Source organism: Bradyrhizobium sp. USDA 4502, from assembly GCF_054063355.1.
In genome coordinates this window covers 5,016,766-5,033,759 of record NZ_JBSSGF010000001.1, presented here as the reverse complement: position 1 = coordinate 5,033,759, position 16,994 = coordinate 5,016,766, and the positions used below count along the sequence as shown (strand labels likewise).

Here is a 16,994-nt window from a genome sequence, read left to right as displayed (position 1 = left end):
GCCGCCTCAGGGGCGCACTACCAAAATATCGAAAACAACCCCATGCAAAGGAGCCGGCGGCCGGCGGCGCATATTGCAACTTGACCCGTCGGGCAAATCAGCGGTAATCTTCTATTATCCCGAAATCGTGGAGGCGCCGCTCGCCCCGGGGACATCGTATACGGGCGGGAGGGGACGCAGTTCCGACGCCCCGATATTCAATCCAATCAGTGCTTCTTGGCTGATTTCGCCGGCTTCTTGGCGGCGGCCGTCGGGGCAGGGTGCGCGGGCGGCGCGCTGTCGGCGACCTTCGCGACCAGCATGATCTGCACCTGGTTGTTGACCGGCGCGTTGGGTTTGGTCGGGTCGAGCAACTGCTCCTCGCCGAGCCCGACCGACTGCAGGCGCTTCGCGGTGATCTTGAAGGTGTTGACCAGGATGTCGCGGATCGCGTCGGCGCGCCGCTGGCTCAGCAGCACATTGTTCTCGCGTCGTCCGGTCGATTCGATGTGGCCGACGATCAGGAAGGTGTAGGGCAGCAGCGAGGAGTGCGTCAGCGCATCGGCGATCCGCCCGACCGTCTGATACGACTCCGGCAGCACGATCGGCGTGTCGACGTCGAACGCGATGTCGACGTTAAACGTCGGCAGCTTGGTCAGGTCGGGAGCGATCGGCGGCCGCTTCGAGGGCGGTGGCTCGTTCTTCGATCGCGACTTCGATCGTTCGGCCACCTGCTGGCGCAGCGCAGGGACATCGACCTCGGCATCTGTCTCAAAATGATTGAGCTTGGCGATGACGTCGTCGCGTGTGATGGCGGTCTGCGCCGGCGCTGGCGCAATCGACATCGCCAGCAAAGCCAGCGTGCCCAGCAGGGCCAAAAGGCCAGGATCGCGCAAGCCTCGCCTCGACAGCCGCATCATTGATACCCCGCGTCATTGATCGCCTGGGTGCAATTGCGGCTGAGGCCCTTGGCGCTGACGAGGCAGGGCACCGACTTGCTGGTCTCCTTGGTCGAGCCGCCGCAGACCTTGACGATCTCGCGGGTGCAGGCATTCGCAACGGTGACGCGCGCCGCGATCCGCTTCTGGATCGCATCGAGGGTGGAGAAGTAGCTCTCCTTGCACTGCGGCGAGATCACGTCGCGGTTGCGCGACAGGCATTCCTTGAGGCGGTTGGAGTCGAGATTGACGCCGCGGCAGTTCGCGGTGATGTCTGCGCCGCAGGCCTTGGCGAGCTGGGCTGCCGAATCGCCAAAGCTCATCGTCTCCGCGACCGCCAGCGACGGCGCGGTGAGCGCGATGACAAAAAGGAAAAACCTCCCCCGGACCATGGATCCATCTCAACCCATGAAATCAACTGGGGTCAAGGGCTACCAACAGAGAAGACCGCCAAAGAAGGTCGCCAAAGAAAGGTCGCTATGTCACACCCGTTGCACAAAGCTGTCGACCACCTTCTTCTCGCCGGCCTTTTCGAAGGCGATGGTCAGCTTGTTGCCGTCGATCTTCACCACATGGCCGTAGCCGAATTTCTGGTGAAATACCCGGTCGTCCAGCGAAAAATCCGACGTTGTGCCGGTGGACTTCGCCACCAGCTCGCCCTCGATCACGACAGGGCCGCGCTTGGTGCGATTGAAGCTTTCAGAGGAAAAGGAGGATTGCCGCTCCTCGAAGCCGCTGCCGCTACGGCCCCCGCCGCCGCGGTTGCGGTTGGCCTGGGCGCGCTGCCAGCCCGGGGTCGAATAGCTCGAGCCGAATGATTCGAGGTTGTCGAAGCGCGAGGCGCCATAGCCGCCGCTGCCGCCCCAGCCCGATCCGCCCTTGGATTCGGTGATTTCGACATTGTGCGCCGGCAGCTCGTCGAGGAAGCGCGAGGGGATCGTGGTCGACCAGGTGCCATGGATGCGGCGGTTGGTGGCGAAATAGATCTTGGCGCGGCGGCGCGCCCGGGTCAGCCCGACATGGGCGAGGCGGCGCTCCTCCTCGAGCCCGGCGCGGCCCTGTTCGTCCAGCGTGCGCTGGCTCGGAAACAGGCCTTCCTCCCAGCCCGGCAGGAACACGTTGTCGAATTCCAAGCCCTTGGCCGAATGCAGCGTCATCAGCGACACCGCCTCGTCGCCGGCCTCGCCGTCGCGGTCCATCACCAGCGAGATATGTTCGAGAAACCCTTGCAGGTTCTCGAATTCCTCCATCGAACGCACCAGCTCCTTGAGGTTCTCCAGCCGGCCCGCGGCATCAGCCGAGCGGTCCTTCTGCCACATCTCGGTGTAGCCGCTCTCGTCGAGCACGATCTCGGCGAGCTCGGTATGCGAGGTGACCTCGCGCTGGGCGCGCCAGCGGTCGAACTGCATGACGAGATCGCGCAAGGAGCCGCGCGCCTTCGGCTTCAGCTCGTCGGTCTCGACCACGGCGCGCGCCGCCTCGAACAGCGGAATGCGGCGCTTGCGGGCATGGTCGTGCAGCAGCTGCACGGTGGCGTCGCCGAGCCCCCGCTTGGGCACGTTGACGATGCGCTCGAAGGCGAGATCGTCGGCCGGCGAATTGATGGTGCGCAAATAGGCCAGCGCATCGCGGATTTCGGCGCGCTCATAGAATCGGGGGCCGCCGATCACGCGGTAGGGCAGGCCGAGCGTGACGAAGCGGTCTTCGAACTCGCGCATCTGGAACGAGGCGCGCACCAGGATGGCGACGTCGTTGAGGTTCTCGCCCGCGCGCTGCAGTTCCTCGAGCTCCTCACCGATCGCGCGCGCTTCCTCTTCCGAATCCCAGGAGCCGGTGACGGTGACCTTCTCACCGTCGACATCCTCGGTGCGCAGCGTCTTGCCGAGCCGGCCTTCATTATGCGCGATCAGATGCGAGGCCGCGGCCAGAATGTGGCCGGTGGAGCGGTAATTGCGCTCGAGGCGGATGACCCTGGCGCCGGGGAAATCGTGCTCGAAGCGCAGGATGTTGTCGACCTCGGCGCCGCGCCAGCCATAGATCGACTGGTCGTCGTCGCCGACGCAGCAGATGTTCTTGAGGGGTTGTTGCGTGGTGACGTTTTCCTCGTCATTCCGGGGCGCACCGCCAGGTGCGAACCCGGAATCTTGAGTTGAGTCCTCATTGCTTCGGGATTCCGGGTTCGCCTCTTCGAGGCGCCCCGGAATGACTGGCGCGTTGGTTGCTCCCGGAATGACGTCGGCAAGGCGTCGCTCCGGCCGCGACGGCGCCTGCGACAGCAGGCGCAGCCACAGATACTGCGCGACGTTGGTGTCCTGATATTCGTCGACCAGGATGAACTTGAAGCGGCTCTGGTACTGCCGCAGCACGTCTGGATTTTCGCGGAACAGCCTGATGTTCTCGAGCAGCAGGTCGCCGAAATCGGCCGCGTTGAGGATCTTCAACCGCTCCTGATAGGTCGCGTAGATCTTGCCGCCCTTGCCGTTGCCGAACGAGGCGGCTTCGCCCGCCGGCACCTGCGATGGCGACAGGCCGCGATTCTTCCAGCCATCGATCAGGCCGGCCAGCATCCGCGCTGGCCAGCGCTTGTCGTCGATGTTCTCGGCCTGCAGCAATTGCTTCAACAGCCGCACCTGGTCGTCGACGTCGAGCACCGTGAAGTTGGATTTCAGCTGCACCAGCTCGGCATGGATGCGCAGGATGCGGCCGCCGATCGAGTGGAAGGTGCCGAGCCACGGCATGCCCTCGACCGCCTGGCCGAGCATCTGCCCGAGCCGCAGCTTCATCTCGCGCGCCGCCTTGTTGGTGAAGGTCACCGACAGGATCTCGTGCGGCCGCGCGCGGCCTTGGCTCAGGATATGCGCGATGCGCGTGGTCAGCACGCGCGTCTTGCCGGTGCCGGCGCCGGCAAGCACCAGCACGGGGCCGTCGAGCGTCTCGACCGCCTCGCGCTGCTCCGGATTGAGGCCGCTCAGATATTGCGGACCGGCCGCCGCCCGCGCACGCGCGGCGATGCCGCCAGCCGCCGGCTGGTGCTCGGGAACGCCGTGATGGGGCAATTTGCTCGGCTCGGTCATTGGCGAATCGTCTCGGCCCCACGATGACACCGCAGGATGGTGAAGGGGAGCCTTCTTAACAGGGATTGAAGGCCATATAGGGCCTGATCGGCCGTTTTGACAGGTTTTATCGCGATCGACAGGAACGCTTTCGCCGGCAGCCCACCATCAATGCTGGTTCCGGAAATCAACGAAAATTTCGCGGTTTCACGCTCAGGAACCCGCGTTTCCCGGCCGGATTGTTTCAACGGGTGCGCGCCGGACGAAGGTCCGCGCCCGAGAAACAGCAAGGAAACGAAGCGGAGTTTTGATCATGCTGAGCTGGGTCGTCACGTTCCTGGTCATCGCCCTGATCGCGGGCATTTTGGGCTTTGGCGGCATCGCCGGCGCCTCCGTCGAAATCGCCAAGGCGATCTTCTTCATCGCCGTCATCCTGTTTCTGGTGTCGGCGGTGGTCGGATTGGTGCGCGGCCGCACAAGGGTCTAGCGAGGCCGCGAACCGGCGGCCGCTTCGCTTGAAAACGGCAAGTTATTTCGCCGAGGGCATCGCCACGTTGCGGCCGATGCCCTCGGGACGTGGTACACCCGCATAGCTGTCGACGACCGCGCGAGCGCGGGCGCGGATATCGGGCGGAAACGGCGCCACCTTGCGCGCCTCCATGTCGATGTGCAGCGTGAGGTTTTCCGAGGTCGCGGAGAGCCAGCCTTCGGTGGCATGGCGCAGCTCCTCGAACGTGTGCAGCCGCTTCTCGTCGGCGCCGAGCAGGTGGACGTGGACTTGCACGGGATCGCCGAGATGAATTTCCCTGAGATAGCGGACGTGGCACTCGGCGGTGAAGGTCGAGCACTGCCGCGCCTTCATGTAGGCCGGCCCGATGCCGAGCTGCAGCCACATCTCGTCGATGGCGCGGTCGAACATCACGTTGTAGTAGGCCATGTTGAGATGGCCGTTGTAGTCGATCCATTGCGGCTCGATCTGCATCACCGAGGATCTGAACGGGGCCGGCGGAAGCGGCATCTCGCTCGTGGCAGTCGCTGAAGTCATGATCCATCCCCGGTTTGCTGGCGTTCGAGCATGAGCTTTTCTGTGACTCCGGCGTCCACTTTTTCAAGTCAGGCTCTCTTGACCCCTTATACAAGCTTTGCCACGGTCGGCTAAAGGTGGGAGGAAATTTGACGTGGCGACAACGATTTCGGGCAATGTGACGCGACCTGATCCGCAGGCCCTGAAGCGCGCGATCGACGCGCTGGCGGCGCGGTTCGGCAACCGGCTCGTCACGTCGCAGACGGTGCGCGAGCAGCACGCCCATACCACCACATGGCTGCCGACCCAGCCGCCGGACGCCGTCGTGATGGCGCAGGAAACCGCCGACATCCAGGACGTGGTGCGGATCTGCGCCGCCAATCGCGTGCCGGTCATCGCCTTCGGCACCGGAACCTCGCTCGAGGGGCAGGTCAACGCGCCCGCGGGCGGCATCTGCATCGATCTGCGCGACATGAACAAGGTGCTCGAGGTGCATGCCGAGGACCTCGACTGCGTGATCCAGCCCGGCGTGACGCGGAAGGCGCTCAACGAGCATCTGCGCGACCAGGGCCTGTTCTTTCCGATCGATCCCGGCGCCGATGCCTCGCTCGGCGGCATGACCTCGACCCGTGCCTCTGGCACCAACGCGGTGCGCTACGGCACCATGCGCGAGAACGTGCTGGCGCTGAAGGTGGTGCGCGGCGACGGCGAGATCATCACGACAGGCACGCGCGCCAAGAAGTCGTCGGCCGGTTACGACCTGACGCATCTGTTCGTCGGTGCCGAAGGCACGCTCGGCATCATCTCCGAACTGACCATCCGCCTGCGCGGCATTCCCGACACCATCGCGGCGGCGGCCTGTTCGTTCGACACGGTGCGTGGCGCCTGCCAGGCCACGATCCTTGCGATCCAGACCGGCATTCCGGTCGCCCGGATCGAGCTGCTCAATGCCGCGCAGGTGAAAGCCTGTAATAGCTATTCGAAGCTGTCGCTGCCGGAGACGCCGCTGCTGCTGCTGGAATTCCACGGCAGCGAGGTCGAGGTCGCCGAGCAGTCGAAGAATTTCCGCGACATCGCCGCCGAATGCGGCGGCGGCGACTTCACCTGGACCACCAAGCCTGAAGACCGCACCAAGCTGTGGCAGGCCCGGCACGACGCCTACTGGTCGGTGAAGGCGCTGCGCCCCGGCGACAGCATCGGCGTGGTTGCGACCGACGTTTGCGTGCCGATCTCGCGGCTCGCCGACTGCGTCACCGAGACCGAGGAGGATCTGCAGCGGCTCAACCTGCTGTCGCCGATCGTCGGCCATGTCGGCGACGGCAATTTCCACTGCTCGCTGCTCTGCGACGTCAACGACAAGGGCGAGATGGCGCGCGGCGAGGAGTTCATGCACCGCCTGGTCGAGCGCGCCCAGGCCATGGACGGCACCTGCACCGGCGAGCACGGCATCGGCCAGGGCAAGCAGAAATACTTGCAGGCCGAGCTCGGCCCGGAGGCGCTCGACGCGATGCGGGCGCTGAAGCAGGCACTCGACCCGCAAAACATCTTCAATCCCGGAAAGATCGTCCCGGCCGCCTGAGGCGTCGTCACGCCGCGCAGCGTTCGCGAGCCCGCGCGCGGCGCGTGTTATACGCGGAACTTTTCCGCCCGCCCGGCGTCTCTCTTGTGCTGTGCTGTGTTGCCGCGACGTGTGTGGTGCGCGGAGGGAGGACGCCGTGATCGGACGGGCAATCGGAATTGCGGTCGTGGTGCTTGCGATGGCGCTGTCGGGTGACGCGATCGCCCGAGGCGGCGGCGGACACGGCGGCGGCCATGGCGGAGGACATGGTGGCGGCCATGGGCATGGTGGCGGCCATGGGCATGGTGGTGGCCACGGGCACGGCGGTGGCCATGGACGTGGCGGGCATGGCTTCGGCCACATGCATTTTGGCGGCGGCCATCATGGCGGGGTCGGCCGTTCGCACGCGATCTCGCGATCAGGCTTTGCCGGCCACGGCGCCTTCGCATCGCGCGGGGGCGGCAATTTCGGCCGGATGCGAAATGCCGCGATCGCACCAGGCCATATGCGCAATACGTTCAACTCGCTGTCGCGCAACGGCGCATTGCGCAACGGCCGGCTGTTGAGCAACCCGGCGGCGCGCGCGCAGATCGCCGCGGCCGCGGCGCTCGCCGGCTGGCACGGCGGGGCGGTGGCCAACGGATGGTGGCAGCATCCCGGCGGCGGCTATGGCTGGGTCGGTCCGCTGTTCTGGCCGTTCGCGTACAATGACATCTACGACTACGCGATCTGGGGCGACGACATCGGATTCTGGGGCTACGGCTATCCGGATATCTATGCCGGCATCTTCGGGCCTTATGGGTATGACGATCTCAGGGGCTATCTGCCGGAGCGCCGGACGGGCCGCCGTTACCGCGGCGGCGGGCGCATCGAGCAAATGTGCGGCAATGACAGCCGTTCGGTCGCCGGCCTGCCGGTGGATCAGATCGCGGATACGGTGCAGCCGACCGAAGCGCAATCGGCGGCGCTCGGCGAACTCGGCAACGCGTCGCTCGCGGCTGCCCAGGTCATTCGCGCAGCATGTCCTGCGCAGGTGGTGTTGACGGCGCCGAACCGCCTCGCCGCCATGCAGCAGCGGATCGAAGCGATGGTCACCGCGGTCGGAATCGTGAAGCCTCCGCTGGACAAATTCTACGGCCTGCTCGATGACGAGCAGAAAGCGCGGCTCAACGCGCTCGCCGAGAACCAGCGCAAGGAAGCCGCGGCGCGCGATCCGAACGCGACGGTCGCCCAGAGCTGCGGCGCTGCGCAACCGGCGATGCAGGAATGGCCGACCGGCGAGATCGAGGCGCGGCTGCAGCTCAGCGACGCCCAGCGCGGTGCGCTTCAGGCGCTGCAGGATGCCAGCGCCGACGCCGCGCGGAAGCTGAAGGCCGCGTGCCAGACCAACGAGGCGATGACCCCGCCCGCACGCCTTGCCTTCGTTGCCAGGCGGCTCGACGTTATGCTGCAGTCGGTCAAGGACGTCCGCGCCGCGCTTGAGAATTTCTACGCCACGCTCAGCGATGAGCAAAAGGCGCAGTTCGAGGCGATCGGGCCGAAACGATCGGCTTAGAGCCTCGTCGGTTCGCGTGAAAACGCGGCAAGCGAAAACCCCGCAGCCTCGGCTCTGATGCAATCAGAACCGAAACGGGCTTTATTCCATGAGTTCGACATCAATTCGCGCGCGGATCGGCCGCGGGTGTGGCCGCCGGGCCATAGTGTGCACCTCTTGCTCGGCACCGAGTCGACTCTGCGGTTCACAGGTTGCGCCAAGGCCAGCTATGTTTGCCGTGCATTCAAGGTGCGGCGATGTGGTGGTTCAGCAAGGACGAGCACAAGGATATCTGGGACGATCCCGTCGCGCATCCGCTCGGCGACATCGAAGCTGCGCAGCGGATCCGTGCGATCTGCCGCGATGCCGCCGGCTGCGCCGAGGCGGTCGGCTCGCCCGACAAGCGCTCAGCGAAGAAGCAGCAGATCGAGCGTGATCGCTACGAGCGTGCCGCCAAGGTCGCGATGGAGACCGCGATGAAGATCTCCGACGAGTTGGTGCGGGATTCCGCGGTGCGCGAGATCGTCGGTCTCTGCATGAAGGCCAATAACATCAAGACGGGGCGGGCGCTGCTGCGCGCCATCCACGCGGGCTCGATCAAGGCGGAAGTTTTGAGGGAGCATCCGACGCTCGAGGGCGAGCAGGCCTGAGGTCGTCCGGTAGCCCGGATGGAGCGTAAGCGAAATCCGGGACGGTTCATCAACGCGCGAGAAATCCCGGATTGCGCTTCGCTTCATCCAGGCTATGCAGCTGAGTCGCCCTAAATTTGTAGCTCCGTCATTGCGAGGAGCATAGCGACGAAGCAATCCATGCTTCCGCATACGCCACACGATGGATTGCTTCGCTTTGCTCGCAATGACGGAGGATCGTGCGTAGCCCGCATGAGCGAAGCGATATGCGGGAACGGTTTCCCGGGTATCGCTTCGCTCATGCGGGCTACGGACTGATCTCACCAACCTCTACGCCTGTCCGCCGAGCGTGCGGACCGCTTCGTCGACGCTGCGGAAGACGTGGTCCCGCGGCAACACCTCGTAGAGACCGAAGCGCCCGAAGGCGTCCTGCGCGCGCTCGGATTCGAGCCGCGCCACCGCCACCGTCACGCCGTCATCGCGGCATTCGCGAAACAGGTCGCGCAGCGCCTGCGCCGCCGTGAAATCGATCTCGATCATGCCGCTGGCCTCGATCACCAGCAGCCGCGGGTTGGGTGTCGTCGCGCTGATGGTTTTGAGCACGCCGCTGTGGAAGCTTTCCGCGTTGAGGAACGACAGCGGCGCCTGCAGGCCGACGACGGCAATGCCGGGCGTGCGCTCGCCTGTGACGTGCGGGCCCGTCGGCCACCAGATCGTGGTGCCGGGCACATGGACGAATTCGGCAAGCTGGCCGCGCGTCGTGGTCCAGATGCCGTGCAGCAGTGACAAGGCGATGCCGACGGCGACGCCTTGCTCGATCGGCAGCACGATGATCGCGGCTGCGGTCGCCACCACCAGCAGGAATTCATAGAACGACTGACGGAAGATCGCGACGATCTGCTTCACGCGGATGATGCGCAGCGCCACGAACAGCAGGACCCCGCCGAGTGCCGCATCGGGCACGTGCTGCAGCAGCGTCGCGCCGAACGCGAGCAGCGCGAGCACGATGGCCGCGGCAAACAGCCCCGAGAGCTGCGTACGTCCGCCGGTCTCCGACACGATGCCGGTTCGCGGCGGACTGGCGTTGACCGGAAATGCGCCGAACAGTCCGGACAGCAGGCTGCCGGCACCGGCGCCGAGGAAGTCGCGATCGACGTCGGCCGGCTTGTCCGGATCGGACAGGAACGAGCGCGTCGTCGCCGCGGTCTGCACCATGATGACAACGGCGATCAGGATCGCCAGCGACAACAGCTTGATCCAGCGCTCCGGCGCGATGTCCGGAAACGATGGCGTCGGCAGCGTCCCGGGCACGGTGCCGACCACCTTGACGCCCTTGCTTTCGAGATGGCCGGCGATCACGGCGACGGTGGCCACGACAAGGCCGATGAGCGCGCCCGGAATGCGTGCGCTGATCTTCTCCGATCCGGCGACCAGCGCCAGCACGCCGAGGCCGATCGCCAGCGTGTAGAAATTGGTTTGACCGATCTTCTCGGTGAGCACCCCGAGCTTGTAGAGCGTCGGCCCGTCCGGCGTGGTCAGGCCGAGCACGCCGGGCAATTGCGAGACCAGGATGTGGACCGAGATGCCGGCAAGGAAGCCGACCGTCACCGGCGTCGACAGCAAATTGGCGATCCAGCCGAGCTTGAACAGGCTGCCGGCGATCATGATCGCGCCGACCATCAGCGCCAGCGCCATCGCCAGTGCCTGATAGTCCGGCGAGCCGGCGGTAGCCATCAGCGCGAGGCCGCCGGCGAAGATCGGCGTGATCGTGGAGTCGGCGCCGCAGGACAGGAAGCGGTTGGCACCGAACATCGCAAAGCCGAGCGAGCCGGCCATGAAGGCGAAGAAGCCGATCTGCGGCGAGAAGCCGCCGAGCCGCGCGGTCGCCATCTGCTCCGGGATCGCAATCGCGGCGAGCGTCAACCCGGCGATCAGGTCACCCGGCAGGTCGCTTGGCCGGAAGGCCCTGAGCGAACGGAAGATCGGCCAGCTGGCGCGTGTCTGACGATCCTGGCCCATCGGTGCCCCGTGAGGATTGCGGCGATTCCCCGATAGTCCGACATCGCGCGGCCAAAAGCCAGCCGACGGCAGCCTGCGCTGGCGCGCAGGCCTAGCCGATATTTTGCAGCGCCGGGAAGGTTTCCAGCAGCCAGACGCTGACGCTCGAGACTGCGCCGGTCAGGAAGCCGATGCCGGTGACCACCATCAGCACGCCCATCACCCGCTCGACGGTGTCGAGATGGCGCTTCATCCGCGCGAACAGCGAGGAGAACTGCTTGACCATGAAGGCCGCAAGCAGGAACGGGATGCCGAGCCCGGCGGAATAGACCGCGAGCAGGCCGGCGCCTTTTGTCACCGTGGCCTCGGCGGCCGCGATCGAGAGGATCGCGGCGAGGATCGGCCCGATGCATGGCGTCCAGCCGAAGGCGAAGGCCAGACCCATGACGTAGGCGCCCCACAGCCCGACCGGCTTCGGCGCGGTCAGCCGCCCCTCGCGCATCAGCAGGCCGATCCGGGTCACGCCGAGGAAGTGCAGGCCCATGATGATGATGACGATGCCCGCCAGGATCGAGAGCTCGGCCGACCAGGCGCGCACCAGCCCGCCGACGAAGGACGCGCTGGCGCCGAGCGCGACGAACACGGTGGAGAAGCCCAGCACGAACATCAGCGCCGCCGTCATCACCGCGCGCTTGGAGGCCGCGGTGGCGCCGTCCTGGTTGACCTGCTCGATGGTCGCGCCGGTCAAATAGATCAGATAGGGCGGTACCAGCGGCAGCACGCAGGGCGAGAGGAAGCTGACCAGACCGGCGATCAGGGCCGCCGGGATCGAGACGTCGTGCATCAATGAAACCTTCGCAGAATAGCGCTCCTGTCTTGGCGTCTACGCGGCCAACAATCCAGAAGTTTCGTCGTCGCAGCCTTCAACTATGGTCACAGGGTCGTGTGCGGGTCGACTCTGACGTGGCGGGCGCGGAATGACGGTGAGGTGAGCACGCCGCGCGGCTCCCACTCTCGCAAGGGGGGAGGGAACCCTTCTGGCGGTGCCTCGCTCACGCGCCAATCACTGATGCCCATTTTTGACCTGCAAGCGGCACCACACATTCGCTGTCGTCCCGGCCTAATGCGCAATTGCACACGGGGGTCGGGACCCATAACCACCGCTGAGCTAGGTTGCGCGACGCTGGAACGACGAGTCTCACCGACAACATCGGCCGCGGCGTATGGGTCCTGGCTTTCGCCGGGACGACGATTGGGATGTAGGTCGCGCCCCATATTCGATGTCGTCCTGGCGAAAGCCAGGACCCATTACCCCAAATGTCAGGTTGCGCGACGCTGGGGCCATGATCCCGGTCGCAACCACTTGCGGTGGTTATGGGTCCTGGCTTTCGCCAGGACGACCATGTGGAAGCAGTGAGCGCATCACGACCGCAGTCACCAACATCATCGGCGCTTGGCTGGACGTGGCGTGTCGAACTCCCGGCCACGGATTCGCACCAGGTCGTCGGCGGAATTCGTCAGCAGCACGACCGTGGCTGTGCGCGCCGTCTCCGCATCTCCGGCGGCGATCGCGTCGAGCACCGCGCGGTGCTCGCGCAGCGCCCGCGGACGGTGCGAGCCCGGCGCTGCGATCGTAAAACTCTGGCGCAGCGTGATCTCGAACATCTGCGCGATCGGCCAGAAGAATTCGTTGCGGGTGGCGAAATAGATCGCCTGGTGGAACGCGATGTCGGCGGCGACGAACTCCTCGTTGGTCTTTGCCGCATCCATGCCGTCGCATCCGGCGCGGATGCGGGCGACGTCGACCTCATCGGCATGGGTCGCCGCGAGCGCTGCCGCGGCGGGCTCGACCGCGGCGCGCAGCTGGAACAGCTTGGCGAGGTAACGGTCGATCTCCGCGGTCTCGAGATGCCAGCGCAGCACGTCGGGATCGAGCTGATTCCACTGCTCGGGCGGCCGAACCCGCGTGCCGCTCTTGGGCCGCGACTCGATCAGGCCCTTGCCGGTCAAGGTGCGGATCGCCTCGCGCACCACGGTGCGGCTGACGTCCATCATCTCGCAGATCCGGATTTCCGGCGGCAGCGTTTCGCCGACGCCGATCTCGCCGCGCACGATGCTGCTGCCGACGCGGTCGGTGACCTGGCTGTGCACGCTTCGACGCAACGCGTTGGATGTCTGGAACATCGAGGGCCTCGCTGCGGTTGCAGCCTGCGCCGCCGCCGAGCCGCGCCCTTGCACAACCGTATCCGTTTTGTCATACATTATGACAAATCGGCTGCCAAGCTCACGCCGTCAGGCGGGTGGCCAACACAATAAAGATCCGTCCCCGGGGAGGAGCACCAACATGACGTCGAACCGCGTGAGCCGCCGCATTGTGCTGCAGTCGTCGGTCGCAGCGACCGCGTGGCTTGCCGCCGCGCCCGCCATCATCGGCCGCGCCGAGGCTGCGGTGATGAAAATGCGATGCTCGTCGTCGCTTCCGAACGATCCCAAATACGCCAATGGCCGCGTCTACTACGACAATCTGGTCAAGAGTCTGAAGGCGAACGGACTCGGCGAGCAGATCGAGGTCACCTTCTTCCCCGATAACCAACTCGGCCAGGAGATCGACGTCATCAACTCGGTGAAGCTAGGGGTGATCGACCTGATGGTGTCCGGCTCGTCGATCTCGGCGAATCTCGTGCCGCTGGTCGGCACCTTCGACCTCGGTTACCTCTTCACCAGCTTCCAGCAGCAAACCAAGGCGTTCGACGCCGGCGCGGCGAAGCCGATCGAGGCTGCGCTGCTCAAGGGCGCCGGCATTCACATCATCGGCTGGGCCTATAATTTCGGCGCGCGCAGCGTGCTGGCGAAGAAACCGGTGAAGACGCCGGAGGATCTCGCCGGCCTGAAAATCCGCACCTTGCCCAATCCGATCATCACCGAATGCCTGCGGCTGATGGGGGCCGCCGCGACGCCGCTGGCGTTCGGCGAGATCTATACGGCGCTGCAGGCCGGCGTGCTCGACGGCCTCGAACACGATCCGCCGACCATCCTCGCCAGCAAGTTCTACGAGACCGCGAAGCACTACGCGCTGACCCAGCACATCTTCTCGCCGCTCGCGGTCTATTTCAGCGACACCAGCTTCAACCGCATGGCTCCCAAGCTGCGGGAAGGCTTTCTCGACGCGGCGAACAAGGCCGCGATCGACACCCGCGCGCACGGCCTTGCGGTGGAAAAGGAGGCGCTGGCGGCGCTGGTGGAGAAGGGCGTCACCGTCGTCGAATGCGACAAGGAGGCATACCGCAAGCGCGTGCTGCCGCAGACCGACAATTTCATCAAGGCGCGGCCCGAGGCCAAGGCCGTCGTCGACCTGATCCGCGCCACCCAGGCCTGAGGTCGGCGCATGTCAGTCGCCGCAGTCGAGGCGAGAAGCAGCGCTGATCGGATTACGGCGCCGCTGCTTGCCGTCAGTGATGCGACCGCCGCGCTCCTGCTTGCCGCCGATCTCGTGGTGGTCTGCGTCTCGGTGCTGGCCCGCTTCCTGTTCAATGCGCCGGTCGAATGGTCCGACGACGTCGCCCGCGGCCTGATGGTCGGGTCGAGCTTCTTCGGCGCGGCAAGCGCGCTCGCCCGCAGCGAGAATCTCGGCGTCGCCTTCTTCGTCAACATGCTGCCGCCGGGCGTGCGGCGGGTGGTCGACGCGGTCGGTGCGCTGCTTGTCACCATCATTGCCGGCTATGTCGCGTTCAACGCCGTCAAGATGGGCTGGCTGACCACCGGTCAGACTTCCGGCTCCGGCCTGCCGCTGGAATGGACATTCTATCCAATGGGCGTCGGCGCGGCGTTTATGACGATCTTCGCGTTCGAGACGTTCTGTGGCCGGCCGCTGCGCGACATGACGGTGGCCATCGTCGCGACTGCCGTCATCGTGGGTCTCTATCTCGCTTGGGATGCATTCGCACCATCGTCCGTACCGTCATCGCAAACGTTGATGCTGATCGGCTTCCTCCTCACGCTGTTCGGCGGACTGCCGATCGGTTTTGCGCTGGCGCTGGCGGCGCTGATCTTCATCTGGGTCGAGGGCACGCTGCCCGGCGTGATCTTCGCCCAGCAGATGGCGCGCGGCATCGACAATTTCGTGCTGCTCGCGATCCCGTTCTTCATCCTGGTCGGCTACCTGATGGAAGCCAACGGCATGTCGGTCCGGCTGATCGAATTGCTGCAGCGCGCGGTTGGACGGATGCGCGGCGGGCTCAACGTCGTCATGGTGATGTCGATGGTGCTGTTCTCCGGCATCTCGGGCTCCAAGATGGCCGACGTTGCCGCGGTCGGCTCGGTGCTGATCCCGGCGGCGCGCCGCTCGCGGCAGAACCCGGGCGGAGCGGTGGCGCTGCTCGCCGCCTCCGCTGTCATGGCGGAGACCATTCCGCCCTGCATCAACCTCATCATCCTCGGCTTCGTCGCCAACCTGTCGATCGGCGGACTGTTCGTCGCCGGCATGTTGCCGGCCGCGCTGATGGCGCTGGCGCTGATCGCGGTGTCGATCATCTTCGGCAAGCGCCCCGCGGCGAACGTGGAAGCCGAGCCGCGCGCCGCGGTATCGGGGCTCTGGACCGGTGCGATCGCCTCGTTCGGGCTGATCTTCATGATCTTCTTCGGCTTCAAGAGCGGCTTTGCCACCGCGACCGAAATCTCCGCCTTCGCCGCGGTCTACGCCATCGCCGTCGGCAGCCTGCTGTTCCGCGAGCTCGGCGCGAAGAGCCTCGCGCACTGCTTCGTCCAATCGGCTGTTCGTTCGGGGCTGGTGCTGTTCATCGTCGCCGCGGCGCAGTCACTGGCCTTCATCCTGACGCTGCAGCAGGTGCCGCATGCCGTCGGCGACCTCATGCTGGCGATCTCGGGCAGCCACGGCGTCTGGCTGTTCATGCTGCTGTCGATCCTGGTGCTGGTGGTGATGGGCTCGGTGCTCGAAGGCGCCGCGGCGCTGATCATTTTCGGCCCGCTGCTGCTGCCGGTTGCCGTCAAGCTCGGCATCGATCCGCTGCATTTCGGCGTCGTGCTTGTGATCGCGATGGGGCTCGGGCTCTTTGCTCCGCCACTCGGCCTTGGGCTCTACGGCGCCTGCCTGATCGGCAACGTGCCGATCGAGCAGACCATCAAGCCGATCGCGGGCTATCTCGGCCTGCTGTTGCTGTGCCTGCTGGTGATCGCCTTCGTGCCGGCGATCAGCACGGCGTTGCCGCATGCGCTCGGCTATTAGGGGAGTAGGATCGTGAAGGTGCTGCTCGCCCATACCCCGCAGATGCGCCGCGACTATTATGGCGAGCGCAGCCTGAGCGGCCTGCGCGCGGTCGCCGACGTCAAGCTGCACGAAGGCGAGGACGCGCTCGATGCGGCGGTGCTGGTCGAGGCCGCGGCCGATGTCGACATCATCGTCGCTGACCGCATGACGCAGGGGCGAGGGGAGATCTTTCCGCAGCTGCCGAAGTTGCGCGCGTTCGTGCGCTGCGCGGTCGATATCCGCAATATCGACGTGGCCGCGGCCTCCGCCGCCGGCGTGCTGGTGACGCAGGCGAGCGCCGGCTTCGTCCGGTCGGTCGCCGAGCTCGCGCTCGGCTTCATGGTCGATCTGTCGCGCGGCGTCTCGCGCGCCACCGCGGATTATCACGCGGGCAGGGCGCCCGAGGTCGTGATGGGCCGCCAGCTGGCGGGAAGCGCGATCGGCATCATCGGCTATGGCAGCATCGGGCGCTATCTTGCCGGGATCGCAAAAGTGCTCGGCATGAATGTGCTGGTCGCCGATCCCTACGTAACGATCGATGATGCGGCGATCGGGCATCTGCCGCTCGACGATCTGCTGGCGCGCGCCGACTACGTTGTCTGTCTCGCGATCGCCAACGCGCAGACCGAGAACCTGATCGGGCAAGCCGCACTGGCGCGGATGCCGAAGCACGCATTCTTCATCAACCTTTCGCGCGGAAACCTCGTCGACGAGGCGGCGCTGTCGGCCGCGCTGCGCGATGGCCGCATCGCGGGTGCCGCGATAGATGTCGGCCGCGCGCCGGACCAGATGCCGACGCCCGAGCTTGCGAAGCTGCACAATGTGATCGCAACGCCGCATGTCGGCGGCCTGACGCCGCAGGCGATCGAGCATCAGTCGTCGGAGACGGTACGCCAGGTTGCGAAGATCGTTGCCGGCGAGATACCCGTCGGCGCGGTCAATGCCGGCTACTGGATGCGGCGGCCTCGGCCATGAAAGTTTGGCGAAGCCCAATGTCGTCCGCGGGGCTGGACAAGAG

At 65.8% G+C, this 16,994-nt stretch carries 14 protein-coding genes; 7 read left to right on the top strand and 7 right to left on the bottom strand.

Annotated elements, in window-relative coordinates:
• Positions 1-206 precede the first annotated feature (206 nt).
• The 3 genes from ACVW1B_RS23505 to ACVW1B_RS23495 all read right to left on the bottom strand — a co-directional run bounded on the left by ACVW1B_RS23505 (position 207) and on the right by ACVW1B_RS23495 (position 3,991).
• A complete protein-coding gene (locus ACVW1B_RS23505) occupies positions 207-899 on the bottom strand; it encodes an OmpA family protein (protein ID WP_076824165.1) in 693 nt (230 codons plus the stop codon).
• A complete protein-coding gene (locus ACVW1B_RS23500) occupies positions 896-1,309 on the bottom strand; it encodes a hypothetical protein (protein WP_057015016.1) in 414 nt (137 codons plus the stop codon). Before ACVW1B_RS23500 ends, ACVW1B_RS23505 begins: the two co-directional genes overlap by 4 nt.
• A 90-nt stretch (positions 1,310-1,399) precedes the next feature.
• Complete coding sequence (locus ACVW1B_RS23495; RefSeq protein WP_253607572.1) at positions 1,400-3,991, bottom strand: ATP-dependent helicase; 2,592 nt, start codon at positions 3,989-3,991, stop codon at positions 1,400-1,402.
• Between the two features lie 292 nt (positions 3,992-4,283).
• Here ACVW1B_RS23495 and ACVW1B_RS23490 point away from each other — a divergent pair, with 292 nt between their 5' ends.
• A complete protein-coding gene (locus ACVW1B_RS23490) occupies positions 4,284-4,457 on the top strand; it encodes a DUF1328 domain-containing protein (protein ID WP_016846258.1) in 174 nt (57 codons plus the stop codon).
• 42 nt (positions 4,458-4,499) lie between these two features.
• Here the strand turns inward: ACVW1B_RS23490 and ACVW1B_RS23485 are convergent, their stop codons facing one another.
• Positions 4,500-4,988, bottom strand: a complete 489-nt coding sequence (locus ACVW1B_RS23485) for a thioesterase family protein (protein ID WP_253609925.1) — start codon at positions 4,986-4,988, stop codon at positions 4,500-4,502.
• A gap of 160 nt (positions 4,989-5,148) precedes the next feature.
• On the opposite strand from ACVW1B_RS23485, the gene ACVW1B_RS23480 reads away from it, so the two are divergent.
• The 3 genes from ACVW1B_RS23480 (at position 5,149) to ACVW1B_RS23470 (ending at position 8,736) form a co-directional block, all read left to right on the top strand.
• On the top strand, positions 5,149-6,573 hold the full coding sequence (locus ACVW1B_RS23480; RefSeq protein ID WP_310880664.1) for an FAD-binding oxidoreductase: 1,425 nt from the start codon (positions 5,149-5,151) through the stop codon (positions 6,571-6,573).
• Between the two features lie 136 nt (positions 6,574-6,709).
• Positions 6,710-8,107: a Spy/CpxP family protein refolding chaperone gene (locus tag ACVW1B_RS23475; RefSeq protein ID WP_310880663.1), complete on the top strand. Its 1,398-nt coding sequence runs from the start codon at positions 6,710-6,712 to the stop codon at positions 8,105-8,107.
• 236 nt (positions 8,108-8,343) lie between these two features.
• Positions 8,344-8,736, top strand: coding sequence for a hypothetical protein (locus ACVW1B_RS23470; protein WP_028332513.1), 393 nt, complete (start codon positions 8,344-8,346; stop codon positions 8,734-8,736).
• 309 nt (positions 8,737-9,045) lie between these two features.
• Here the strand turns inward: ACVW1B_RS23470 and ACVW1B_RS23465 are convergent, their stop codons facing one another.
• The 3 genes from ACVW1B_RS23465 to ACVW1B_RS23455 form a co-directional block, all read right to left on the bottom strand.
• On the bottom strand, positions 9,046-10,734 hold the full coding sequence (locus ACVW1B_RS23465; protein ID WP_253607576.1) for a SulP family inorganic anion transporter: 1,689 nt from the start codon (positions 10,732-10,734) through the stop codon (positions 9,046-9,048).
• A gap of 91 nt (positions 10,735-10,825) precedes the next feature.
• Positions 10,826-11,557, bottom strand: a complete 732-nt coding sequence (locus ACVW1B_RS23460; protein WP_016846251.1) for a cytochrome c biogenesis CcdA family protein — start codon at positions 11,555-11,557, stop codon at positions 10,826-10,828.
• Between the two features lie 599 nt (positions 11,558-12,156).
• Positions 12,157-12,897 carry a FadR/GntR family transcriptional regulator gene (locus ACVW1B_RS23455; RefSeq protein WP_310880662.1) on the bottom strand — a complete coding sequence of 247 codons (741 nt, stop codon included), beginning with the start codon at positions 12,895-12,897 and terminating at the stop codon, positions 12,157-12,159.
• A gap of 160 nt (positions 12,898-13,057) precedes the next feature.
• Here ACVW1B_RS23455 and ACVW1B_RS23450 point away from each other — a divergent pair, with 160 nt between their 5' ends.
• Genes ACVW1B_RS23450 through ACVW1B_RS23440 form a run of 3 tightly spaced genes read left to right on the top strand, consistent with a single transcriptional unit; the run spans position 13,058 to position 16,951 of the window.
• Positions 13,058-14,089: a TRAP transporter substrate-binding protein gene (locus ACVW1B_RS23450; protein WP_253607581.1), complete on the top strand. Its 1,032-nt coding sequence runs from the start codon at positions 13,058-13,060 to the stop codon at positions 14,087-14,089.
• A gap of 9 nt (positions 14,090-14,098) precedes the next feature.
• Positions 14,099-15,955, top strand: a complete 1,857-nt coding sequence (locus tag ACVW1B_RS23445; protein ID WP_253607583.1) for a TRAP transporter large permease — start codon at positions 14,099-14,101, stop codon at positions 15,953-15,955.
• A gap of 12 nt (positions 15,956-15,967) precedes the next feature.
• The gene (locus ACVW1B_RS23440) at positions 15,968-16,951 is read left to right on the top strand and encodes an NAD(P)-dependent oxidoreductase (RefSeq protein ID WP_310880661.1); all 984 of its coding nucleotides are present in this window, start codon (positions 15,968-15,970) and stop codon (positions 16,949-16,951) included.
• Positions 16,952-16,994 lie beyond the last annotated feature (43 nt).